Here is a 15476-nt window from a genome sequence, read left to right as displayed (position 1 = left end):
CCCGGGGCGGCCGGGGGATCACTCGGATCCCCCGGCCAGGCCCGTCAGACCTCTTCGACGCTGCTCGGCTCGCGCCGGGACAGGTCGATACCGAGCTCCTCCGCCGCGCGGAAGACGTCCTCGTCGGTGTCGCGCATCTCGATGGACATGCCGTCCGAGGACAGCACCTCCACGTTGAGGCAGAGCGACTGCATTTCCTTGATGAGCACCTTGAAGGACTCGGGAATGCCCGGCTCGGGAATGTTCTCGCCCTTGACGATGGCCTCGTAGACCTTCACGCGGCCGGTCACGTCGTCGGACTTGATCGTCAGGAGTTCCTGGAGCGCGTACGCGGCGCCATAAGCCTCAAGCGCCCACACCTCCATCTCACCGAAGCGCTGACCACCGAACTGCGCCTTACCACCCAGCGGCTGCTGCGTGATCATCGAGTACGGACCGGTCGAACGGGCGTGGAGCTTGTCGTCGACCAGGTGGTGCAGCTTGAGGATGTACATGTACCCGACCGAGATCGGGTCCGGGAACGGCTCGCCGGAGCGGCCGTCGAACAGGCGCGCCTTACCGGTCGGGAGCACCATGCGCTCGCCGTCGCGGTTCGGGATGGTGTGCTGGAGCAGGCCGGCCAGCTCGTCCTCGCGGGCACCGTCGAAGACCGGGGTCGCGACGTTGGTGCCGGGGGCGACCTGGTCCGCGCCGATCGCCTGGAGGCGCTGCGCCCACTCGTCCGCGAGGCCGGAGACGTCCCAGCCGCGGCTGGCGAGCCAGCCGAGGTGGATCTCCAGGACCTGTCCCGGGTTCATTCGGGACGGGACACCCAGCGGGTTGAGGATGATGTCGACCGGGGTGCCGTCTTCCAGGAAGGGCATGTCCTCGATCGGGAGGATCTTGGAGATGACACCCTTGTTGCCGTGACGGCCGGCGAGCTTGTCACCGTCGGTGATCTTGCGCTTCTGGGCGACGTAGACGCGGACCAGCTGGTTCACGCCCGGAGGAAGCTCGTCGCCCTCCTCGCGGTCGAAGACGCGGACACCGATGACCTTGCCGATCTCACCGTGGGGCACCTTGAGCGAGGTGTCACGTACCTCGCGGGCCTTCTCACCGAAGATCGCGCGGAGCAGGCGCTCCTCGGGGGTCAGCTCGGTCTCACCCTTGGGCGTGACCTTGCCGACGAGGATGTCGCCGGCGACGACGTCGGCGCCGATGCGGATGATGCCGCGCTCGTCGAGGTCCGCGAGGACCTCCTCGGAGACGTTCGGGATGTCCCGGGTGATCTCCTCGGGGCCGAGCTTGGTGTCACGGGCGTCGACCTCGTGCTCCTCGATGTGGATCGAGGAGAGAACGTCGTCCTGCACGAGGCGCTGCGACAGGATGATCGCGTCCTCGTAGTTGTGACCCTCCCACGGCATGAACGCGACGAGCAGGTTCTTGCCGAGGGCCATCTCGCCCTCTTCGGTCGCCGGACCGTCGGCGAGGACCTGGGCCTCGATGATCCGGTCACCCTCGTTGACGATGACCTTCTGGTTGACCGAGGTGCCCTGGTTCGAGCGGGAGAACTTGGCGACGCGGTACGTGGTGTACGTGCCGTCGTCGTTGGCGACGGTGATGTAGTCGGCCGAGACCTCCTGGACGACACCGTTCTTCTCCGCCTTGATCGAGTCGCCGGCGTCGACCGCGCAGCGGTACTCCATGCCGGTGCCGACGAGCGGGGCCTCCGCCTTGATGAGCGGAACGGCCTGGCGCATCATGTTCGCGCCCATGAGGGCGCGGTTGGCGTCGTCGTGCTCGAGGAAGGGGATCATCGCGGTGGCGACGGACACCATCTGGCGCGGCGAGACGTCCATGTAGTCCACGTCGGACGGCTCGACGTAGTCGACCTCGCCGCCACGCTTGCGGACCAGGACGCGACCCTCGGTGAAGCGCAGGTCGTCGTCGAGGCGGGCGTTCGCCTGGGCGATGACGAAGCGGTCTTCCTCGTCGGCGGTGACGTAGTCGACCTCGTCGGTGACCTGGCCGTCGACGACCTTGCGGTACGGGGTCTCGATGAAACCGAACGCGTTGACGCGACCGTAGGACGCGAGCGAGCCGATCAGACCGATGTTCGGGCCTTCGGGGGTCTCGATCGGGCACATGCGGCCGTAGTGCGACGGGTGCACGTCACGGACCTCGAAGCCGGCCCGCTCACGGGAGAGACCGCCGGGACCCAGCGCCGAGAGACGACGCTTGTGCGTCAGACCCGACAGCGGGTTGTTCTGGTCCATGAACTGCGACAGCTGGCTGGTGCCGAAGAACTCCTTGATGGAGGCGACGACCGGCCGGATGTTGATCAGGGTCTGCGGCGTGATCGCCTCGACGTCCTGGGTGGTCATGCGCTCGCGCACGACGCGCTCCATACGGGCGAGACCCGTACGGACCTGGTTCTGGATGAGCTCGCCGACGTTGCGCAGACGACGGTTGCCGAAGTGGTCGATGTCGTCGGTCTCGACGACGATCGAACGACCCGACTCACCGATGGTCTCGGTCTCGCCCGCGTGGAGCTTCACGAGGTACTTGATCGTCGCGATGACGTCGTCGGTGGTGAGCACACCGGCGTCGAGCGGCTCGTCGGCGCCGAGCTTCTTGTTCACCTTGTAGCGGCCGACCTTCGCGAGGTCGTAGCGCTTCGGGTTGAAGTAGAGGTTCTCGAGCAGCGTCTGAGCGGCCTCGCGGGTCGGCGGTTCGCCCGGGCGCAGCTTGCGGTAGATGTCGAGCAGCGCGTCGTCCTGGCCCTGGGTGTGGTCCTTCTCCAGGGTGGCGCGCATGGACTCGTACTCGCCGAACTCCTCGAGGATCTGCTCGGTGGTCCAGCCGAGAGCCTTCAGGAGGACGGTGACGGACTGCTTGCGCTTGCGGTCGATGCGGACACCGACCATGTCGCGCTTGTCGACCTCCATCTCCAGCCAGGCACCCCGGGAGGGGATGATCTTGGCGGAGAAGATGTCCTTGTCGGACGTCTTGTCGATGGAGGAGTCGAAGTAGACACCCGGGGAACGGACGAGCTGCGACACGACGACGCGCTCGGTGCCGTTGATGACGAAGGTGCCCTTGTTGGTCATGAGCGGGAAGTCGCCCATGAAGACCGTCTGAGACTTGATCTCACCGGTCTCGTTGTTCGTGAACTCGGCCGTGACGAAGAGCGGCGCCGCGTACGTGAAGTCGCGCTCCTTGCACTCGTCGACGGAGTTCTTCGCCGGCTCGAACCGGTGGTCGCGGAACGTCAGCGACATCGACCCGGAGAAGTCCTCGATCGGCGAGATCTCCTCGAAGATCTCCTCCAGACCGGACTTGGTGGGGACGTCCTGTCCACTCTCGAGCGCCGACTCGACGCGAGACTTCCAGGCGGCGTTGCCGAGCAGCCAGTCAAAGCTCTCGGTCTGCAGCGCCAGGAGGTTCGGAACCTCGAGGGGCTCCTTGATCTTTGCAAAGGAGATGCGCAGCGGGGCGGTGCTGGCACCGTTGTTCGTATTGGTCGAGGCGTTGCGCGAGGCGGCCAAGAGGGGGTCCTTCCGAGGGCTCGGACTCACTACGCGCGTACCGGTCCCAGTCGGCACAGACGACAGGCGTTTCCGATCCGGGCAAAAGACCAGGTCAGAGACGATCAGTCAGGTGTGCTCGAGCGTGGGCATGCCCCTGGCGACGGGCAGGGGGCAGCTAACAGGCAGCGCAAAGGGTCAGTGTAGCCACTTGGCTCACTGATGTCCAGACCAGGTTTCCGGAAACCGGCAACAGGCCTTCCCCACGTCGTTCCAACCCACACGGCGTCCGAACGGATCCGTGTCCAACGTCGCGACTCTCGTACACAGAGCGCGTATCAGTACTGCCCTCTTCGTAGTCGATCCATGCCTCGGATCCCGGATTGAACCGGTCCGGCTGTCCGAGTCGGCGACGGGTCTGAGAATTGCGCGCCGTCGGCCGTTCGTCAAGGGCCCGTGCTCCGAGCGGATCATCTCTGGACCCTGCTTCGAGGCAACGATGATCACCCTACTCCCCAACGAGACCAGGGCAAGTCAGGCACTGCGGATACGCCAAAGGGCGACCACCCTTACGGGTGATCGCCCCTTGAAGAGGCCTCAGAGGGCCTCAGAGGTGTTACTTGACCTCGACACCGGCACCGGCGGCCTTGAGGGCCTCGGCGGCCTTGTCAGCGGCCTCCTTGTTGACCTTCTCGAGGACCGGCTTCGGGGTGCCGTCGACGAGGTCCTTGGCCTCCTTCAGACCCAGGGAGGTCAGCTCGCGCACGACCTTGATGACCTGGATCTTCTTGTCGCCCGCACCGGTGAGGATGACGTCGAACTCGTCCTTCTCCTCCTCGGCCTCGGCAACGGCGCCCGGACCGGCCGGACCGGCAACGGCGACGGCCGCGGCGGCGGTGACGTCGAACTTCTCCTCGAAGGCCTTCACGAACTCGGAGAGCTCGATGAGGGTCATCTCCTCGAACTGGGCGAGGAGGTCGTCCTGAGAGAGCTTCGCCATGATGGGCGATCCTTCCACTAATTCGGCAGGTGCCGGATGTATAGAGAGGCGGGCGTAACGGCCCGCTACGACCCACGCACTAGGCGGCGTAGATCAGTGCGCGAGCCGAATTACTCGGCACCGCCCTGCTCGGCGAGCTTGACGCGAAGCGCTTCCGCGGTGCGGACGAACTTCGACGGCAGCGCCTGGAAGAGCGAGGCAGCCTGGGACTGCTTGCCCTTGAACGCGCCGGCCAGCTTGCTGAGCAGAACCTCGCGGGACTCGAGGTCCGCGAGCTTCTTGATCTCATCGGCGGTCAGCGCCTTACCGTCAAGGACACCGCCCTTGATGATGAGGTTCGGGTTCTCCTTGGCGAAGTCACGAAGACCCTTCGCCGACTCCACCGGGTCACCGGTGATGAAGGCGGCGCCCGTCGGACCGGTGAACTGGTCGTCGAGCGAGGTGATCCCGGCGTTGTTGGCCGCAATCTTGGTCAGCGTGTTCTTCACCACGGCGTACTGGGCGTTCTCACCGAGCGAACGACGCAGCGTCTTGAGCTGCGCGACGGTGAGACCCCGGTACTCGGTCAGCACAACGGCGTTCGAGCTGCGGAACTGGTCCTCAAGCTCGGCTACCGCAGCAGCCTTGTCGGGCCTTGCCATAGAGCGTCGGCCTCCTTCCGGGTGATGAGGACCGCTCAGAAGGGGCTGGACAAACAAAACGCCCCGGCGCAAGCGCACGGGGCAGGGCTCAACCGAATCAGATTCAGGAGCTTTCCACGAACACCTGCGCAGGACGTCCGCTCGCAGCGGATCCTTCGGCCACCGTTCCCTTGCGGGCACGGCAACGACCAGCGGTCTTTGGCTTCTGGGGAAGCGTACGCGAACGATCCGACGTCAAGCAAATCCGCCCGTCCCGGCCCCTCCCCCACGGGGCCGCCTCCGCGCGTTCCCCCAGGTCAGCCCGGGTTCAGGGCCGCGTGAGCTCGGAAAGATCGGCGAGCTGATCGGCCGGGGGCGCCGTGATGTTCACCGCCTGGTCGTACGAAACGAACTTCACGGTGACGTCGAGCGGCCCGGCGGTGCCCTCGCCCCGGGTGCGGACCTGCTGCGTGCGACCGGACTCGTCGATCCACATGTCCGTCACCAGGCTCTTCACGCCCTGCGACTCCAGTTGCCGCACCAGGGCCTCCTGCCGGGCCCGCGCCTGGGGATCCGCCGCCGGCGCGGCCTTCATCGCCTCCACCGCGACCGTGCCGCTGACGTGCTTGGTCTTCTCCCCGGCCACGATCTCGTCGCCGACCATCCTGAGGTCGGGGGCGGCCAGCAGCCCGTCGGCCCGGTCGCCGGGCACCTCCCCGGAGCGGTTGACGCCCCCGCCCGCGGCCCCGCCCGCGCTCCCGGCCCGGTCGGGCACGTCGAGCTTGAACCACGCGCCCTGCGTCCCCAGGTAGGCGACCCCGTCGAGCATCCGGAAGCCCGTCGAATCCCCGTCGCCCGTCTCGATCGTCATGTCCATCGCCACGGACGGCCTCAGGCGCATGGTGACGTCCCCGATGACCTCCTGGCCCGCCACGGAGCCCTTCATCGTGTAGTGCACGGAGGTGATGTCGGCGGAGCTCCGCTTCGCCTTCTCCAGGTAGGCGGCCGGGGAGGCCTGCGCGGCCCCGCCGTCGGCCTTCCCCGTTCCCGTCGCCGACGGGGACGCGGTGGTGCCCGCCTTCCCCCCGTCCGCCTTCGCGCCGCCCTCGCAGCCGGTGGCCCCCGCCACGAGCAGTGTCACGGCCAGCGCGGCCCCCGCGGTCTTCGTACCGTACGTACGCATGGAGTCCCCACCCCTGGTGTGTTCCTCGATCGGATCTTCGACCCTACGGAGATCACCGGTCGCGCGCCCGTCGTGATCGCGCCAGAAAAGGAACGGGCCCCCCGACCCCTGTGGAGGGGGCGGAGGGCCCGTTCGTGTCACTGCGTGACGGGCGAGCCTTCAGGCTCGGACCACTCAGACAGCAGCCGGGTCTTCCTCGACGAGGAGGTTCCGGGTGCGGTTGGAGTCCAGCTGGATGCCGGGGCCCATCGTGGTGGCCAGGGCGGCCTTCTTGATGTAGCGACCCTTGGCGGCCGACGGCTTCAGACGAACGATCTCGTCCAGGGCCGCGGCGTAGTTCTCGACGAGCTGCTCATCGGTGAAGGAGACCTTGCCGATGATGAAGTGCAGGTTCGAGTGCTTGTCGACGCGGAACTCGATCTTGCCACCCTTGATCTCGGTGACAGCCTTGGCGACGTCCATGGTGACGGTGCCGGTCTTCGGGTTCGGCATGAGACCACGCGGACCGAGCACGCGGCCGAGGCGGCCGACCTTGCCCATGAGGTCCGGGGTCGCCACAACGGCGTCGAACTCGTTGAGGCGGTTGCCCTTGGCGATCTCGTTGATCAGCTCGTCGTCGCCGACGATGTCGGCGCCGGCGGCTTCCGCGGCCGCAGCACGGTCACCGGTCGCGAAGACCAGGACCCGGGCGGTCTTACCGGTGCCGTGCGGGAGGTTCACGGTGCCGCGGACCATCTGGTCGGCCTTGCGCGGGTCGACACCCAGGCGGAAGGCAACCTCGACGGTGGCGTCGAACTTGGTGGAGGAGGTCTCCTTGGCGAGACGGACGGCCTCGAGCGGGGCGTAGAGCTTGTCCCGGTCGACCTTGGCGTCCGCAGCGCGGAGAGTCTTGCTGCGCTTCACTTCTGCTCCTGTGTAAGTGCTTCAGGCATGGAGTCGTGGTGCGGACCAGCGCTTGGCCCTACCACTGGGGAACTGCGAGGGGCTGGATCAGCCCTCGACCGTGACGCCCATCGAACGGGCGGTGCCGGCGATGATCTTCTCGGCGGCGTCGAGGTCGTTCGCGTTGAGGTCGGGCAGCTTGATCGTGGCGATCTCGCGGACCTGGTCACGCGTGAGCTTCGCGACCTTGGTCTTGTGCGGCTCGCCGGAGCCCTTCTCGATGCCCGCGCTCTTCAGGATGAGGCGCGCGGCCGGCGGGGTCTTGGTGATGAAGGTGAAGGAACGGTCCTCGTAGACCGTGATCTCCACCGGCACGACCATGCCACGCTGCGACTCGGTCGCGGCGTTGTAGGCCTTGCAGAACTCCATGATGTTGACGCCGTGCTGACCGAGCGCGGGGCCGACCGGCGGAGCCGGGTTGGCCGCACCGGCCTTGATCTGGAGCTTGATAAGCCCCGTGACCTTCTTCTTCTTGGGAGGCATTGCTCTCTCCGGGTCCTAGTGAGAGTTTTCAGCCTTCCTTCCGGTCATCCGGATGGAGGCATACCGCACCACGATAACGGGTATCGGTGCGGGGCTAAAAACCGAGCAGGTCAGACCGCCCTTTGCGGGCCGGTCTGACCTGATTCGGAAGCTTTGCTCAGAAGATCAGTTCTTCTGGATCTGGTCGAAGCTCAGCTCGACCGGGGTCTCGCGGCCGAAGATCTCCACGAGGCCCTTGACCTTCTTCGAGTCCGGGTTGATCTCGTTGATCGTGGCCTGGAGCGTGGCGAAGGGGCCGTCGGTGACGGTGACCGAGTCGCCGACCTCGAAGTCCAGGACCTCGATGGTGCGCTTGACCGCGGGGGCCGGCAGACCGGCGTCCTCGGCGGCCTGCTTGGCGGCCTTCTCCTGCGCCTCGGGGGCGAGCATCTTGACGATCTCGTCGAGGGTCAGCGGGTACGGGTCGTACGCGTTGCCGACGAAGCCGGTGACGCCCGGGGTGTTGCGGACGACGCCCCAGGACTCGTTCGTCAGATCCATGCGGACGAGAACGTAACCGGGCAGCTTGTTCTGCCGGACGTTCTTGCGCTCGCCGTTCTTGATCTGGACGATCTCTTCCTCGGGCACCTCGGCCTGGTAGATGAACTCCTCGACGTTCAGCGAGACCGCACGCTGCTCCAGGTTCGCCTTCACGCGCTTCTCGTAGCCCGCGTAGGTGTGGATGACGTACCACTCGCCGGGGAGCAGGCGCAGCTCGTCGCGCAGGGCCTGGATCGGGTCCACCGGCTCGGCGGGCTCGGCCTCGACCTCTTCGACCTCGACGTCGTCGGCGGCCTCGACCTCCGCGTCGTCGTCGGTCTCGGCGTCCTCGTCGGAGTCGTCCTCGGCGTCCTCGTCCTCGTCGGACTCGACGTGGAGCGCGGCCTCTTCGGCGGCGTCGCCGGCCTCGATGTCGGCGAGCTCCGCCTCGTCAGGGTCCACAGCGTCTGCCGCCTCGACGATGTCGAGCTCGTCCTCGACGGACTCGACGGAGTCGTGGCTCGCGTTCAGGTTCGGGTCAGACACGGTGGCTGCTTCTTCCTGGATACAAAAGGTGGTGGAACATGCGAAAACGGGCGGCACCCATCAAGGCGCCGCCCTCCGCGGGGATCAGCCGAAGACGAACTTGATGGCTTCCTGGAACCCATAGTCAATCACGGTCACCAGAGCGATCATGATCACGACGAAGACGATCACCACGGTGGTGTACGTCGAGAGCTGGTTCCGAGTGGGCCATACGACCTTGCGGAGTTCCGCGACGATCTGGCGGTAGAAAAGCGCGAGGCGGCCCAGAGGGCCCTTCTTGCCGCGCTTGCCGCCCTTGCGGGCCTTCTTCTCGCGCGTGTCGTCCTCGGCGTCAGGCATGTCGATGGAGCCCAGGGCGTCCGTCACGTCTCTCACCTGAATCCGGGTCGTGGCCGTAGCCGCGCCCGGTTGCGCCGCACGGCGTTGCATCGAAGTACGTACCTGCGCACACGTCCGAGACGGAGTGTGAAGCAGGGCCGGAGGGACTCGAACCCCCAACCGCTGGTTTTGGAGACCAGTGCTCTACCAATTGAGCTACGACCCTTTGCGCTCCCCAACCTACCGCATCCGGGCGAGTGCACGGAGTGCTCACGCTCTGGGGCGGATGTTGAGGACCAACGACAGGTGAGTGTACGTGGTCCTGGCCCTGACGTCGAACAGAAGACATCCGGACCTGCTCCGTCCGGTGACTGAAACGGTGTGCGGGCCCTCGGAGGCGTCTGGGACGATTGGCCGCATGACCTCTGCAACGCCTTCCTCCGAGCGCCGGGTGTCCGCCCGTATCGGCGCCATTTCCGAGTCCGCCACCCTCGCCGTGGACGCCAAGGCCAAGGCCCTCAAGGCCGCCGGTCGTCCGGTGATCGGCTTCGGCGCGGGCGAGCCCGACTTCCCGACCCCGGACTACATCGTCGAAGCCGCGGTCGAGGCCTGCCGCAACCCGAAGTACCACCGCTACACGCCGGCCGGCGGCCTGCCCGAGCTGAAGGCCGCCATCGCCGCCAAGACGCTGCGCGACTCCGGTTACGAGGTGGACGCTTCCCAGGTCCTGGTCACCAACGGTGGCAAGCAGGCCATCTACGAGGCCTTCGCCGCCATCCTCGACCCGGGCGACGAGGTCATCGTCCCGGCCCCCTACTGGACCACCTACCCGGAGTCGATCCGCCTCGCCGGCGGTGTCCCGGTCGAGGTCGTCGCCGACGAGACCACCGGTTACCGGGTCTCCGTCGAGCAGCTGGAGGCCGCGCGCACCGAGCGCACCAAGGTCGTCCTGTTCGTCTCCCCGTCGAACCCGACGGGCGCGGTCTACTCGGAGGCCGACGCCGAGGCCATCGGCCGGTGGGCCGTCGAGCACGGCCTGTGGGTGCTGACGGACGAGATCTACGAGCACCTGGTCTACGGGGACGCGAAGTTCGTCTCGCTCCCGGCGATCGTCCCCGAGCTGGCCGACAAGTGCGTCATCGTCAACGGCGTCGCCAAGACGTACGCGATGACGGGTTGGCGCGTGGGCTGGATCGTCGGCCCGAAGGACGTGGTGAAGGCGGCGACCAACCTCCAGTCGCACGCCACCTCCAACGTCTCCAACGTCGCCCAGGTCGCGGCGCTCGCCGCCGTCTCGGGCAACCTGGACGCCGTGCACGAGATGCGCACGGCCTTCGACCGCCGCCGCCAGACGATCGTGCGGATGCTCAACGAGATCGACGGCGTCTTCTGCCCGACCCCCGAGGGCGCGTTCTACGTCTACCCGGCGGTCAAGGACCTGCTCGGCAAGGAGATCCGCGGCAAGCGCCCGCAGACCTCCGTCGAGCTCGCCGCGCTGATCCTGGACGAGGCCGAGGTCGCGGTCGTCCCGGGCGAGGCCTTCGGCACCCCGGGTTACCTGCGCCTGTCCTACGCCCTGGGCGACGAGGACCTGGTCGAGGGCGTGTCCCGCATCCAGAAGCTCCTCGCGGAGGCCAAGGCCTAGGCCCGGCCCGTACGCACGTACGCGCGCCGCAGGGGCGGTACCCGCACGGGTGCCGCCCCTGCGGCGTACCCGGCCCGCGTACCCGGCCGGGTCTCGGCGGCGCCTCGGATTCGCGTTCGGGCAATGTCCCGTTCAGGTAATGCGCTGCCAATCGGGTGATCGATGCGGCAGGATCGGCTGATGGAGCACGTACGCGATCTCACGCTTCTGCCGAAGGCCCACCTCCACCTGCACTTCACCGGCTCGATGCGCCCGTCGACGCTGTTGGAGCTCGCCGACAAGTACGGCGTGCGCCTGCCCGACGCGCTGACCGCCGGGGAGCCGCCCAAACTCCGGGCCACCGACGAGCGCGGCTGGTTCCGCTTCCAGCGGCTCTACGACGCCGCCCGCAGCTGTCTGCGCGAACCCGACGACATCCGCCGCCTGGTGCGCGAGGCCGCGGAGGAGGACGTACGGGACGGCAGCGGCTGGCTGGAGATCCAGGTCGATCCCACCTCCTACGCGCCGCTCCTCGGCGGGATGATCCCGGCCGTCGAGATCATCCTCGACGCCGTGGACGCTGCCTCCCGCGAGACCGGGCTCGGGATGCGGGTGCTGATCGCGGCGAACCGGATGAAGCACCCCCTGGACGCCCGTACGCTCGCCCGCCTGGCCGTCCGCTACGCCGACCGCGGCATCGTCGGCTTCGGGTTGTCCAACGACGAGCGCCGCGGCATGGCCCGTGACTTCGACCGGGCCTTCGCCATCGCCCGTGAGGGCGGTCTCCTCGCGGCCCCGCACGGCGGGGAGCTGACGGGGCCGTCCTCGGTCCGGGACTGTCTGGACGACCTGCACGCCTCGCGCATCGGGCACGGGGTGCGGGCCGCCGAGGATCCGAGGCTGCTGCGGCGACTGGCCGACCGGCAGATCACCTGCGAGGTCTGCCCGGCCTCGAACGTGGCGCTCGGGGTGTACGAGCGGCACGAGGACGTGCCGCTGCGCACGCTCTTCGAGGCCGGGGTGCCGATGGCGCTGGGTGCGGACGACCCGCTGCTGTTCGGGTCGCGGTTGGCGGCGCAGTACGGGATCGCCCGCCGGTACCACGCCTTCACGGACGCCGAACTCGCCGAGCTGGCGCGGCAGTCGGTGCGGGGGTCGGCGGCTCCGCAGGAGGTGAAGGACAAGCTGCTGGCGGGGGTCGACCACTGGCTCAACGGGTGAGCCGCAGGTCCCCTTCGTGGCAGTCGGCCCGTACGCGCCGGCCGTCCGGGAAGCCGATCTCCAGGTGGGTGCGGCCCCGGTCGGGCAGCGCGAACTCGGCGACGGAGGTCACCGTCTCGCCGAGGTGGCGCAGGAAGGGGTGGTGGCCCAGGTCCTCGCCGACCTCGACGCGCCCCCACTCCCCCATGTCGTAGGGCTCGTGGGGGGTGGCGGATTCGACGATGAGGCACTGGTCGGACCCGGTGGTGATCCGGATGGAGTCGCCGGAGTCGTCGATCAGCCAGACGTCGAGCGGCGCCTCGGAGCGTTCGCCTTCGCAGAGGTGCCAGGAAGCGACGACCCGGTTGATCCGGCGTCCCACCAGGCGCGTCGGGTCCGTACCGGCCCCGTGCAGGGGGCAGTGCATGTCAGAGGCGGACGCCGACCGTCACCGGCTCGTTGACGAGGGTGACGCCGAAGGCCTCGTGCACGCCGGCGACGACCTCGCGGGCGAGGGCGAGCAGGTCCTCGGTGGTGGCCTCGCCCCGGTTGGTGAGGGCGAGGGTGTGCTTGGTGGAGATCCGGGCGGGTCCGGTGCCGTAGCCCTTGGTGAAGCCGGCCTTGTCGATGAGCCAGGCGGCGCTGGTCTTCGTACGGCCTTCGCCGGCCGGGTAGGCGGGCGGGGCGGTGTCGGGGCCGAGGCGGTCGTGGGCGCGGGCGAGGAAGGCGGCGTAGGCCTCGTCGGTGAGGATCGGGTTGTGGAAGAAGGAGCCGGCGGACCAGGTGTCGTGGTCGGTCGGGTCGAGGACCATGCCCTTGCCGGCGCGCAGGCGCAGGACGGTCTCGCGGGCGAGGGCGGCCGGGACGCGGTCGCCGGCCTCGACGCCGAGGGCGCGGGCGGTCTCGGGGTACTTGATGGGGGCGGAGAGGCCGCCCGCGTCCTCCAGGGCGAAGCGGACGCGCAGGACGACGTAGCGGCCGGGCTGGTCCTTGAAGGTGCTGTCGCGGTAGCGGAAGGCGCACTCGGCGGCGGTGAGGGTGACGGTCTCGTCGGTGGTGCGGTCGTAGGCGACGACCTCGGTGATGGTGTCGCAGACCTCCTGCCCGTACGCGCCGACGTTCTGGATCGGGGTGGCGCCGGCGGAGCCGGGGATGCCCGCGAGGCATTCGACGCCGGCGAGGCCGGCTTCGACGGTGCGGGCGACGGCGTCGCTCCAGTTCTCGCCGGCGGCGAGTTCCAGGGTGGTGCCGTCGAGGGTGAAGCCGGTGGTGGCGATGCGCAGGGCCGTGCCTTCGAAGCCCTGGTCGCCGATGACCAGGTTGCTGCCGCCGCCGATGACGAGCAGTGGGGTGCCGTCGGCGTCCGCGGCGCGGACGGTCTCGACGACCTCGGCGTCGGTGGTCGCGACGACGAGCCGGGTCGCGGGACCGCCGAGGCGGAAGGTGGTCAGCGGGGCGAGGGGGGCATCGTGGAGTTCCTGCACGTGGACAAGAGTACGGTCCACCCCCCTCGCTTCACGGCGGGGCACTCAGTGGCTCTGCCCGTGGCCGTGCCCGTGGCCCGTCGCGCGGCGGCTCCGTTCCTCGGCGAGGCGGCGTTCGGCCTCGTCCCAGCCGATGGGGAGGGCGGAGGCCGGGGCGGTCCAGTAGGTGAAGACGGCCTCCTTGGTGTGGGCGGCGGCGGCGCGGGCGCTGGTGCGGTGCGGCTCGGCGCGGGCGAAGCGGTGGAGTGCCTCCGGGTCCGCCCAGGCGGAGAGGGTCACGAAGGTGCGGCCGAGGACGCGGGCGCGCAGGGCGGCTCCGTGGGCGCCGGGCGCGGTGCGGAGCTGCTTGATGATGCCGGGTGCCTTGAGGAAGAACCGTACGGCGCCGAGGAGGGTGGCGGTCTCGAAGCGGGAGGCCATGACGTGGACCTCGGCGTCGGGGTGGGGCGCGGTGGGCGTGGTCCAGGGGAGGTCGGGCATGACGGCGCGTTCCTTTCGGGGGGTGCCGGGTGCGGTTGCGCGTGGCGGCGGGTGCGGGGGCCGGTGTGGGGGCCGGTCACCTGGCCCGTGCGGGGACGGCGGCCGTGGTGGATCCGGTGGGGGCGGCGCCGTTCGGGGGCGTGGGCGCGGGCGCGGGCCGGGTGCGGCGGGGCAGGAGCAGGGCCAGGGCGGCGGCGAGGGCGACGACGGCCGCGCCGATCCACAGGGCGGGGACGGTGCCGTCGGTGAAGGCGCGCGGGGTCTCGTAGCCGCCGCGGGCGGAGAAGACGGAGGCGAGGACGGCCACGCCGAGGGCGCCGCCGACCTCGCGGAGGGCGCTGTTGGTGCCGGAGGCCTTGCCCTGGTCGGCGGGGGCGACCGTGGACATCAGGACGTGGTTGGCGGGGGCGAAGTAGAGGGACATGCCGATGCCGCTGAGGACGAGGGCGGGGAGCAGGTCGACGTAGGGGACGTCGGTGTCGAGGGCCGCCGCGAACCAGCCGAGGCCGATCGCCTGGAGGGCGAGGCCGGTGACGACGACGGGGCGGCCGCCGATGCGGTCGGCGACCATGCCGGCGACGGGGGCGACGAGGACGGTCATGCCGGTCCAGGGCAGCATGCGCAGGCCGGCCTGGGTGGGCGAGTAGCCGGCGACGCCCTGGAGGAACTGGCTGAGCAGGAAGACCGAGCCGAACATCCCGAGGTACATCAGGAGGGAGGCGATGTTGATCCCGAAGAATCCCCGGTCGCGGAAGAGGCGCATGGGGAGCACGGGGTCCGCGGCGCGGAAGCCGTGCCGGACGAAGGCGGCGACGAGGACGGTGCCGACGGTCAGGGCGGTCAGGACGCGGGGGCTGGTCCAGCCGTGGGAGTTGGCGTTGACCAGGCCGTAGACGATGCCGAAGAGGCCGCCGCTGATGAGGAGGGTGCCGGGGACGTCCAGGCGGGAGTCCGGTCGGGTGGACTCGGCGAGGCGCAGGCGGGCGAGCGGGATCAGGGCGAGGCCGAGGGGGACGTTGAGCCAGAAGATCCACTGCCATGAGATGTGTTCGGTGAGGGCGCCGCCGATGAGGGGGCCACTGGCGACCGCCATGCCGCCGACGGCTCCGTAGATCCCGAGGGCGACGCCGCGGCGGGCGGCGGGGACGGCGACGGTGAGCAGGGTGAGGGAGAGCGGCATCATGACGGCCGCACCGACGCCCTGGACGGCGCGGGCGGCGATGAGGGCGTCGATCCCGGGGGCGAGGGCGGCCGCGGCGGAGGCGGCGGTGAAGACCGCGAGGCCGCCGATGAACAGACGGCGGCGGCCGAAGCGGTCGCCGAGGGCGGAGCCGAAGAGGAGCAGGACGGCGAAGGTGACGGTGTAGGCGTTCACCGTCCACTCCAGTTCCTCCAGTCCGCCGCCGAGGTCGGCGCGGATGGCGGGGAGGGCGGTGGTGACGACGAGGTTGTCGAGGGCGGCCATGAAGCTCGCGACGCCGGTGAGGACGAGCGCCCACGCGGCGGGGCCCTTGAGGCTGCCGGTCTCCCGGAGTTTCGGCTGTTCCATCTCTGCGGTCCCCCTGATTGGT

At 69.1% G+C, this 15476-nt stretch carries 14 protein-coding genes and 1 tRNA gene; 2 read left to right on the top strand and 13 right to left on the bottom strand.

The genetic code is table 11. The features are described from left to right. Positions 1 to 44: 44 nt before the first annotated feature. The 9 genes from rpoB to AB0D01_RS28260 form a co-directional block, all read right to left on the bottom strand. Entirely contained in the window at positions 45 to 3527 is a 3483-nt protein-coding gene (gene rpoB, locus AB0D01_RS28300) for a DNA-directed RNA polymerase subunit beta (protein WP_363060097.1), read from the bottom strand. Positions 3528 to 4122: 595 nt separating this feature from the next. Further along, complete coding sequence (rplL, locus tag AB0D01_RS28295) at positions 4123 to 4506, bottom strand: 50S ribosomal protein L7/L12 (protein WP_363060095.1); 384 nt, start codon at positions 4504 to 4506, stop codon at positions 4123 to 4125. A gap of 110 nt (positions 4507 to 4616) precedes the next feature. Beyond that, complete coding sequence (gene rplJ, locus AB0D01_RS28290; RefSeq protein WP_266574556.1) at positions 4617 to 5147, bottom strand: 50S ribosomal protein L10; 531 nt, start codon at positions 5145 to 5147, stop codon at positions 4617 to 4619. Between the two features lie 307 nt (positions 5148 to 5454). After that, on the bottom strand, positions 5455 to 6309 hold the full coding sequence (locus AB0D01_RS28285; protein WP_363060093.1) for a hypothetical protein: 855 nt from the start codon (positions 6307 to 6309) through the stop codon (positions 5455 to 5457). A 174-nt stretch (positions 6310 to 6483) separates the two neighbouring features. Next, positions 6484 to 7212: a 50S ribosomal protein L1 gene (gene rplA, locus AB0D01_RS28280; RefSeq protein WP_363060091.1), complete on the bottom strand. Its 729-nt coding sequence runs from the start codon at positions 7210 to 7212 to the stop codon at positions 6484 to 6486. Positions 7213 to 7299: 87 nt separating this feature from the next. Continuing rightward, positions 7300 to 7734, bottom strand: a complete 435-nt coding sequence (rplK, locus tag AB0D01_RS28275; RefSeq protein WP_249767327.1) for a 50S ribosomal protein L11 — start codon at positions 7732 to 7734, stop codon at positions 7300 to 7302. 165 nt (positions 7735 to 7899) lie between these two features. Beyond that, positions 7900 to 8799, bottom strand: coding sequence for a transcription termination/antitermination protein NusG (nusG, locus tag AB0D01_RS28270; protein WP_363060089.1), 900 nt, complete (start codon positions 8797 to 8799; stop codon positions 7900 to 7902). An 84-nt stretch (positions 8800 to 8883) separates the two neighbouring features. Beyond that, positions 8884 to 9165: a preprotein translocase subunit SecE gene (secE, locus tag AB0D01_RS28265; RefSeq protein WP_363060087.1), complete on the bottom strand. Its 282-nt coding sequence runs from the start codon at positions 9163 to 9165 to the stop codon at positions 8884 to 8886. Positions 9166 to 9270: 105 nt separating this feature from the next. After that, positions 9271 to 9343: transfer RNA gene (locus AB0D01_RS28260), tRNA-Trp, on the bottom strand. Between the two features lie 192 nt (positions 9344 to 9535). Between AB0D01_RS28260 and AB0D01_RS28255 the strand changes: the two genes are divergently transcribed. Both AB0D01_RS28255 and AB0D01_RS28250 read left to right on the top strand, forming a co-directional pair. After that, positions 9536 to 10762 (top strand): pyridoxal phosphate-dependent aminotransferase, encoded by a 1227-nt coding sequence (locus AB0D01_RS28255; RefSeq protein ID WP_363060085.1) that lies wholly within the window; start codon positions 9536 to 9538, stop codon positions 10760 to 10762. Between the two features lie 180 nt (positions 10763 to 10942). Further along, positions 10943 to 11962: an adenosine deaminase gene (locus tag AB0D01_RS28250; protein ID WP_363060083.1), complete on the top strand. Its 1020-nt coding sequence runs from the start codon at positions 10943 to 10945 to the stop codon at positions 11960 to 11962. Here the strand turns inward: AB0D01_RS28250 and AB0D01_RS28245 are convergent. From AB0D01_RS28245 to AB0D01_RS28230, 4 genes are all read right to left on the bottom strand, one after another. After that, complete coding sequence (locus tag AB0D01_RS28245) at positions 11952 to 12368, bottom strand: hypothetical protein (RefSeq protein WP_363060081.1); 417 nt, start codon at positions 12366 to 12368, stop codon at positions 11952 to 11954. The two genes, AB0D01_RS28250 and AB0D01_RS28245, sit on opposite strands and share 11 nt — an antisense overlap. A 1-nt stretch (position 12369) precedes the next feature. Then, positions 12370 to 13446 carry a UDP-N-acetylmuramate dehydrogenase gene (locus AB0D01_RS28240; RefSeq protein WP_363060079.1) on the bottom strand — a complete coding sequence of 359 codons (1077 nt, stop codon included), beginning with the start codon at positions 13444 to 13446 and terminating at the stop codon, positions 12370 to 12372. Between the two features lie 24 nt (positions 13447 to 13470). Beyond that, positions 13471 to 13905, bottom strand: a complete 435-nt coding sequence (locus AB0D01_RS28235) for a DUF3291 domain-containing protein (RefSeq protein ID WP_363060077.1) — start codon at positions 13903 to 13905, stop codon at positions 13471 to 13473. Positions 13906 to 13981: 76 nt separating this feature from the next. Further along, positions 13982 to 15454 carry a DHA2 family efflux MFS transporter permease subunit gene (locus AB0D01_RS28230; protein ID WP_363060075.1) on the bottom strand — a complete coding sequence of 491 codons (1473 nt, stop codon included), beginning with the start codon at positions 15452 to 15454 and terminating at the stop codon, positions 13982 to 13984. Positions 15455 to 15476: the final 22 nt, after the last annotated feature.

The organism is Streptomyces sp. NPDC048606, assembly GCF_040650855.1.
Lineage (GTDB): Bacteria > Actinomycetota > Actinomycetes > Streptomycetales > Streptomycetaceae > Streptomyces.
Note: the sequence above shows the minus strand (reverse complement) of the source record. Positions and strands in the feature narration are given on the sequence as shown.

What these genes read in the sequence shown, in the direction of transcription:
- rplL (WP_363060095.1), bottom strand. Translation starts at nt 4,506, where the DNA reads ATGGCGAAGCTCTCTCAGGACGACCTCCTCGCCCAGTTCGAGGAGATG.
- rplJ (WP_266574556.1), bottom strand. Translation starts at nt 5,147, where the DNA reads ATGGCAAGGCCCGACAAGGCTGCTGCGGTAGCCGAGCTTGAGGACCAG.
- AB0D01_RS28285 (WP_363060093.1), bottom strand. Translation starts at nt 6,309, where the DNA reads ATGCGTACGTACGGTACGAAGACCGCGGGGGCCGCGCTGGCCGTGACA.
- rplK (WP_249767327.1), bottom strand. Translation starts at nt 7,734, where the DNA reads ATGCCTCCCAAGAAGAAGAAGGTCACGGGGCTTATCAAGCTCCAGATC.
- AB0D01_RS28255 (WP_363060085.1), top strand. Translation starts at nt 9,536, where the DNA reads ATGACCTCTGCAACGCCTTCCTCCGAGCGCCGGGTGTCCGCCCGTATC.
- AB0D01_RS28250 (WP_363060083.1), top strand. Translation starts at nt 10,943, where the DNA reads ATGGAGCACGTACGCGATCTCACGCTTCTGCCGAAGGCCCACCTCCAC.
- AB0D01_RS28245 (WP_363060081.1), bottom strand. Translation starts at nt 12,368, where the DNA reads ATGCACTGCCCCCTGCACGGGGCCGGTACGGACCCGACGCGCCTGGTG.
- AB0D01_RS28235 (WP_363060077.1), bottom strand. Translation starts at nt 13,905, where the DNA reads ATGCCCGACCTCCCCTGGACCACGCCCACCGCGCCCCACCCCGACGCC.
- AB0D01_RS28230 (WP_363060075.1), bottom strand. Translation starts at nt 15,454, where the DNA reads ATGGAACAGCCGAAACTCCGGGAGACCGGCAGCCTCAAGGGCCCCGCC.